The sequence below is a fragment of the Streptomyces sp. NPDC043996 genome (assembly GCF_056435225.1).
Map to the genome: position 1 here is coordinate 52,134 of NZ_JBWKEY010000004.1, position 6,681 is coordinate 58,814.

Consider the following 6,681-nt stretch of genomic DNA (forward strand, 5'->3'; position numbering starts at 1 on the left):
TGTGGCACGCCTCTGATGCGGCACGTACTGATGCTGCACGTACTGATGCGGCACGTCTGTGGCAGGTCTCCATCCGTGGCGAGCACGATGGCCGGGCCTCCACCGAGGCCCGGCCGTCCATCCGTCGCGCTGTCCCTTGGCCGGGGCCGCTGTGCTCAGGGCTCAGGGCTCCCTGGGCTCGGGGCCCTGTGCTCAGGCCTTCAGCGTGTTCAGACACATCAGGAGCGTGCGCGCCTGGACGTTCACGTAGTGGCTGTACTGCGTGAGCGCGGCGAGTTGGTCGTGCGAGACCCAGCGGAAGCCGGGCGGCGCGTCGAGCGGCGCTTCGCTCTCGTCGGCCGCCACGATCAGGTAGCGGCTCACCGCGTCCAGGAAGCGGCCGCCCTCCTCGGAGTGCAGCGCGGAGTAGCGGATCCTGGACGGATCGGCCCCCAGCACCAGGTCGAGGAAGAGCGGTTGCCGGGCGGCCGACAGATGGGCGTAGTTGCCGGGAGTGCACTGGACGGTGGGGCCCAGTTCCGCGTCCAGGAAGCCGCCCTCCGCGCGGGCGCGGACCAGGACGTGCGGCACGCCCTCGACGGTGCGGGCCAGGAAGGCGGTGATGCCTTGCCCGCGCGGTGCGAACAGGGGCTGCGTCCAGTGGCTGACCTCCCGGTTGCCCGCCTGCACCGACACGGCCACGACGCTGAAGTAGCGGCCGCTGTCGTGGTCGAGCGAACAGGCACCGCGCGTCCAGGCGGGTACGCCCGCGAGCGGGACGCGCTCGCCCCGGATCGGGGTCACGGACCGCTGTGCGGCGAGCCAGGACAACAGCTCCGTGTCGGAGTGCCGGGCGCGCGGCACGCCGGGCCCGTACAGGCCGGACAGGGCCGAGCGCGCGTCCATGTTCACCGTGTGGTCGTGGGCCAGGAGCTGATGGATCTGGCCCAGGGTGAGCCAGCGGAAGTCCTCGTGCTCCGGTACGGGGCCCACCGCCTCGACGACCATGTTCCGGTTGCGTTTGCGGTGGAACCAGGAGCCGTGCTCCGACTGCAGCACGTCCGACAGGACGCGGCCGCGGGAGGGGTCGGTGAAGTACTCCAGGTAGCGGACAGCCGCGCCCTTGTGGACCTGGGTGTAATTGCTGTAGGTGGCCTGCACGGTGGGCGACAGCTGGAGCAGCTCGGGGTTGCCGGGCTCCATCTTGGCCTGCATCAGGAAGTGCAGGATCCCGTCGAACTCCCGGGCCAGGATGCCCAGGATCCCCATCTCCGGCTGGACGATGACGGGCTGCTGCCACGCGACGCGGTCCGGCTGCTCACCGACGCTGACGCGCAGCCCCTCCACGGTGAAGAAGCGGCCGCTGCGGTGCACGAGGTTCCCGGTGTCCGGGGCGAAGGACCAGCCGTCGAGGGCGTCGAAGGGGATGCGGTCCACGGCGAACGGAACCGTCTCGCGCCGCCGTTGGAGCCAGCCGCGAACCTCGTCCGCCGAGTCGCCGCTCAGCGCGGCCGCGGACCGGGCGACCCGGTCGGCCAGGGCGGTGTCCTGGCGGTCCTTGAGCGGTGACCGCGCCCGGGTGCGTGCCGGGGCGGTCACCGGTGGCTGCCCACGAACTCGGTGATGGAGGCGACGACGTAGTCGATCATCTCGTCGGTGAGGCCGGGGTAGACGCCGACCCAGAAAGTGTGCTCGGTGACGATGTCGCTGTTGGTCAGCTCTCCGGAGACCCGGAACTCCCGGTTGGCGTAAGCGGGGTGGCGCGTCAGGTTGCCGGCGAACAGCCTGCGCGTGCCGATCTTCCGGTTCTCCAGGAAGTCCACGAGCCGCGCGCGGTGGAAGGGCGCGTCGGGCTGGACGGTGAGAACGAAGCCGAACCAGCTCGGGTCGCTGTCCGGTGTGGCCTGCGGGAGGATCAGCCACGGGACGTCGGCGAGGCCCTCGCGCATCCGCAGCCAGTTGTGCCGCCGGGCCGCGCAGAACTCGTCGAGCTTGTCGAGCTGGCTCAGGCCGAGCGCCGCCTGCAGGTCGGTGGCCTTCAGGTTGTACCCCACGTGGGAGAAGATGTACTTGTGGTCGTAGCCGTCCGGCAGCGTGCCCATCCGGTAGCCGAAGCGCTTGCGGCAGGTGTCGCTCTCGCCGGGCTCGCACCAGCAGTCGCGGCCCCAGTCGCGCAGGGACTCCACGATCCGGGCCAGGACCAGGTTCGAGGTGAGGACGCAGCCGCCCTCTCCCATGGTGAGGTGGTGGGCCGGGTAGAAGCTGACGGTGGTGAGGTCGCCGAAGGTGCCGGCGAGTCGGCCCCGGTAGGTGGTGCCGACCGCGTCGCAGGTGTCCTCGATGAGGATCAGGTCGTGCTCATCGGCGATCTGCGCCACTTCCGCGGCCTCGAAGGGGTTGCCGAGTGCGTGCGCGATGATGATCGCCTTGGTGCGGGGCCCGATGGCCTTCTCGACGCGCTCGGCGGTGGTGTTGTACGTGCGCAGGTCGATGTCGACGAAGACGGGGACGAGGCCGTTCTGCAGGATCGGGTTGACGGTCGTGGGGAAGCCCGCCGCCACCGTGATGACCTCGTCACCGGGCTTGAGCCTGCGCTCGCCGAGTTGGGGGGACGTGAGCGCGGTCACCGCGAGGAGGTTGGCCGAGGAGCCGGAGTTCGTCAGGTGCGCCTTGCGCCGCTGCATTCTGCGGGCGAAGGCCGACTCGAACGCGCGGGACGACTTGCCCGCCGCGATCCGCATGGTGAGGGCGGCCTCGACCAGGGCGGCGCGGTCCTCCTCGTCGAGCACGGCGCCGGACGGCCATATCTCCGTGACGCCGGGGACGAAACCCCGGTCGTCCTGGATGTCCTGGTGGTACTTGCGGACCTCGTCCAGGATGTGCGCGGCCCGTTCGCTCATGGTGCTGTCCTTCCCTTACCTGTACCGGAGTCGAGGCCTGTACCGGAGTCGAGACCGTCCGGCCGGCAGGAGCCGGACACCCCAGCAGCCGTCAGCTGATCGCGCACCGAGTCCGTGAGGGTGCGGCGCGGCACCCAGCCGAGCACGCGCCGCGCCCGAGACACGTCCAGGCGCTGCCACAGGGCGTCCGAGCGGGCGCCCTGGGTGGGCTCCTCCTCCCGCACCCGGACGGTGCGGCCGCTGCATGTGATCATGAGGTCGACGAGTTCGCGGACCGGGACGCTCTCGCCCCGGCCGATGTTGATGACGGCCCCCGCCGCGGCGAGCGCGGGCGCGGGAGCCAGGGACGCCGCGACAACGGCGTCGGCGACGTCCCGTACGTCCACCAGGTCGCGGTGGGCGCGCAGGGGGGCGAGCCGCAGTTCGTCGTGGCCCGTCGCCAGGCGATCGGCCACGGTCCCGGACAGGCTGGTACGGGGCGCGCCGGGCCCGCAGGCCACGGAGACGCGCAGCGCCACCGCGTCGACCGCCCCGTCACGGACGGCGCGCACGACGGTCCGGGTGCCCTCCAGCTTGGTGCGGCCGTAGGCGGTGGCGGGTGCGGGCGGCCAGTCCTCGTCGACGAGGTCGTCCGGCCCGGCCGGTCCGTACTCGTAGGCGCTGCCGAGCTGGATCAGGCGGGGCCGGTGCGGCTGGGCGGCGACGGCGCCCGTCAGGCGTTCCACCAGGCGGGCGTTGAGCTCGGTCATCTGCTGCTCGGTGCCGCTCCACACCGCGCCGACGGCGTTCACGACGACCTGTGCCTCCAGGTCGGCGCACAGCCGGGCGAGGCCGGTGGTGTCGGTGGTGGTGAGGTCGCGGTGTACGGTCTCGATCCCACCGCCCGGAGCGAGCGTGCGGCCGCGCGTGCTGGCGGCGTCGTCCTGTGCGCCGCGGCTGACCCGGATCACCCGCGCGCCCGCCACGGCGAACGCCGCGCAGACATGCTGCCCCAGGTAGCCGGATCCGCCCAGCACGAGGACCGGTTGACCGGTCGGCACACCGTTCACGAGTCCGCGGTGTCCTTCTGGTACAGGCACTGCCAGAAGTAGCTCCACGGCAGTCCGCGCCCGTGCGCGACGGGGGTCCAGGCGTCACCCGGCCGGTAGGCGTCGAGGAAGAGCGGCACCGCGGCCTCCACGGCCGCGCTGTCGTGAATGTCGAGGACCTGCCGCAGCGGGCCGCTCGCCAGCGCTTCCCGCACGGCCTCGTCACCCTTGTGGTGGCCGTCCATGGTCTTGTCGACGTGTTTTCCGACCGGGTTCTTCACGAAGAACGCGGCGCATTTCTCGTCGATGAGCCGGAGGTACGCGTCGACGGTCTCCGGTGCCATTTCCGTCATTGAATGGATGTTGACGCACAGATCGAAACTGTCCCCGGCGGTCGCCTCGGCGATCTCGTCGACCGAGACGAACCTGAGCTTCGCGAACTGCTTCTCGTCGAGGACCTCGCGGAGATACCGCCTGCTGAGCGCGAGCGTGGTGTTCAGATCGATGACGCAGTAGCGGTCGATGTCGTAGTTCGACAGCATCGTGTGGGCGAGACGTCCGTAGCCGGCGCCGATCTCCAGAACGCGGCCGCCGCGCAGGTCGAGTTCCTTCTCAATGAAGCCGATCTCAAGCGCCGACTGCAGATAGTCGAGGCATAGCGAGGTGCCGTTCAGGCGGACGTCGACCGGGTTTCCCACATGGCGGTTCTCGGTATTCTGGATCTTCTTCCAGTCCTCGGGCCCGAGGCGCGTGGCGAGCTCATAGACCAAGGCGCGCACATACCTGATGCCGTTCTTGCGCGGGTCCCACAGAGCGAGGTGGTAGTTTCGCGAATCCGACTTGAAGTCCGTCAGATCATGCGACCCCTCTTCGGTGACCCAGTTCTCACTGATGCGCTGCCATTGCCGACTGGGCTGAAAGGTCCCTGCCATCCGAACTCTCACACTCCTAGGTGTTCCGCGTGACCGGGTGCACGGAGTCTGACCCGCCCGGCTAAAGTGGATCTAGAACCATCCTTTCGCGGCATTCGGCGGGGCGTCTTCGCTGTTCGTCCGCGGCGTCCGCGGGATGTCCGCGATCTGGCGGAAGTCCTGCGGGCCAAGGGCAACTCAAGGCCCGTTTAAGGCGGCTGGGCCAGGGTCTTCGCAGTCGCGGTGCCTACCGAGGACGAGACCTCATGCATGTTCTGTTCGCCGCGCTTCCCCGGCGGTCCCACTTCCAGGGCGGTCCCGCCCCGACGGGATGCGATACGCCCCGGAGACGGGAACCGCCCGCGGACCGCGCCCGCTACTGCCCGCCGTCCGCCGTGAGTATGGCCCGCTGGATGTTCCGCAGCGCGGGGCCGGGCTCGATGCCCAGTTCCTCCCGGAGCGTCCGGCGCGCCCGCTGGTACACGAGCAGGGCGTCGCCCCGGGACTCGCTGCGGTGCAGCGCCAGCATGAGCTGCCGGTGGAAGGCCTCCCGTAAGGGGTGCTCCGTGCTCAGCAGGTAGAGGTCGCTGACGAGTTCACGGTGGTGCCCGAGGGCCATGCGGGCGTCCATCAGGCCCTCCATGCATTCCAGTTGGGCTTCGTTGAGCCAGGTGCGGAACCCCTGGAGGATGGGCCCCGGAGCGACGTCGGCGAGGAGCGGCCCCCGGCACAGGGCGAGCGCACCCTCGAAGCTGCGCACCGCGGCCTCGTAGGCGCCGTCTCTGAGGCAGGCCCGGCCCTCCTTCATGAGGTGGGCGAAGTCGCGGAGGTCCATCTCGTCCGAGCCCAGCGTCAACATGTACCCCGGAGGTCTGGTGAGGATGGGGTTCGCTTCCGTTTCCGGGCGGCGGAGCATCTTGCGGATCTGGGAGACGTACACGTAGAGGCACGCCGTGGCGCTGCGCGGAGGCTCGTCTCCCCAGATCTCTCTGGTCAACTGGTCACTGCTGACGACCTGGTCGCGGCGGATGACCAGAGTGACGAGGAGGATCTCCACCTTCTGCGCCTTGATGGTTTTCACGCCCTCTCCGTCGTCGATGACGCGGAGCGGACCCAGAATCTCGTATCGCATACTGTGAACTTCCGTTTCCTGAAAGGAGTGCGTCCGAACCGGACGACGTCGGCAGTGCGCGACGCTTTCCGCGTGACACCGCGCCATAGGCGACTCTGCCGTCTCTTTGGCGCCTTGATGCCGCCTCAATGGCACCCCGATGCCACCTCTTTGGCGCCTCGGCACCGCTTCTTTGATGCCCCGGCGTGATCGTGCGGCGTTAAGCGGAGGAATGGAATCCAAAGAGGCACTCGATTAAGTCGATCAAGGATTCACGTCCGCCGCTCACCAGCACCGGGCCATACGTGTCCCACCGCGCCACCGGGCCAGTCCGACTGCGCCAGAACATACCTCTGATGACTCTCGGGTAAACCGTTCCTGCGCGGTGCCGGTATCCCGTTGACAGGACATTCCTGTCAGTGCTCCCGAAGGGAGAACACCGTCTGGCTGCACGCTTCACGCCTCACCGACCATTGACAATCCGCCGGGTCAGCGTGCTTACCTTTCTGTTCCACGACTGGCGACCAAGACGGAAGCCGACGGAGAAGCGGACCGCCCCCCTCTGACGAGAACCGGCCGCGTCCTGGATTCGGTTGCCTCACCATTCCTCTCCAGCTCCCGGCGTCACGTGTCAGTGCCGGAACCCGTCTTGGTGTCCGGAGCGTTGTCGCTCCACCCTCGAGCGAACCGATCTCGCTCCGTTCACCGCATCCCGCACGGATTCTTGAGCTTCTGGAGCCTTTGTGACCGAT

The 6,681-nt window shown here is 69.1% G+C and carries 5 protein-coding genes; all 5 read right to left on the bottom strand.

The features are described 5' to 3' along the window. Positions 1–192: 192 nt before the first annotated feature. Positions 193–1,578, bottom strand: a complete 1,386-nt coding sequence (locus AC07A4_RS11140) for an NDP-hexose 2,3-dehydratase family protein (protein ID WP_478596067.1) — start codon at positions 1,576–1,578, stop codon at positions 193–195. After that, the gene (rfbH, locus tag AC07A4_RS11145) at positions 1,575–2,879 is read right to left on the bottom strand and encodes a lipopolysaccharide biosynthesis protein RfbH (RefSeq protein ID WP_478596069.1); all 1,305 of its coding nucleotides are present in this window, start codon (positions 2,877–2,879) and stop codon (positions 1,575–1,577) included. Before rfbH ends, AC07A4_RS11140 begins: the two co-directional genes overlap by 4 nt. After that, positions 2,876–3,928 (bottom strand): NAD-dependent epimerase/dehydratase family protein, encoded by a 1,053-nt coding sequence (locus AC07A4_RS11150; RefSeq protein WP_478596071.1) that lies wholly within the window; start codon positions 3,926–3,928, stop codon positions 2,876–2,878. The genes rfbH and AC07A4_RS11150 overlap by 4 nt, the downstream gene beginning before the upstream one ends. Beyond that, on the bottom strand, positions 3,925–4,839 hold the full coding sequence (locus tag AC07A4_RS11155; protein ID WP_478596073.1) for a putative sugar O-methyltransferase: 915 nt from the start codon (positions 4,837–4,839) through the stop codon (positions 3,925–3,927). Before AC07A4_RS11155 ends, AC07A4_RS11150 begins: the two co-directional genes overlap by 4 nt. Positions 4,840–5,194: 355 nt before the next feature. Continuing rightward, positions 5,195–5,950, bottom strand: a complete 756-nt coding sequence (locus AC07A4_RS11160) for an AfsR/SARP family transcriptional regulator (protein ID WP_478596076.1) — start codon at positions 5,948–5,950, stop codon at positions 5,195–5,197. Positions 5,951–6,681: the final 731 nt, after the last annotated feature.

What these genes read in the sequence shown, in the direction of transcription:
- rfbH (WP_478596069.1), bottom strand. Translation starts at nt 2,879, where the DNA reads ATGAGCGAACGGGCCGCGCACATCCTGGACGAGGTCCGCAAGTACCAC.
- AC07A4_RS11155 (WP_478596073.1), bottom strand. Translation starts at nt 4,839, where the DNA reads ATGGCAGGGACCTTTCAGCCCAGTCGGCAATGGCAGCGCATCAGTGAG.
- AC07A4_RS11160 (WP_478596076.1), bottom strand. Translation starts at nt 5,950, where the DNA reads ATGCGATACGAGATTCTGGGTCCGCTCCGCGTCATCGACGACGGAGAG.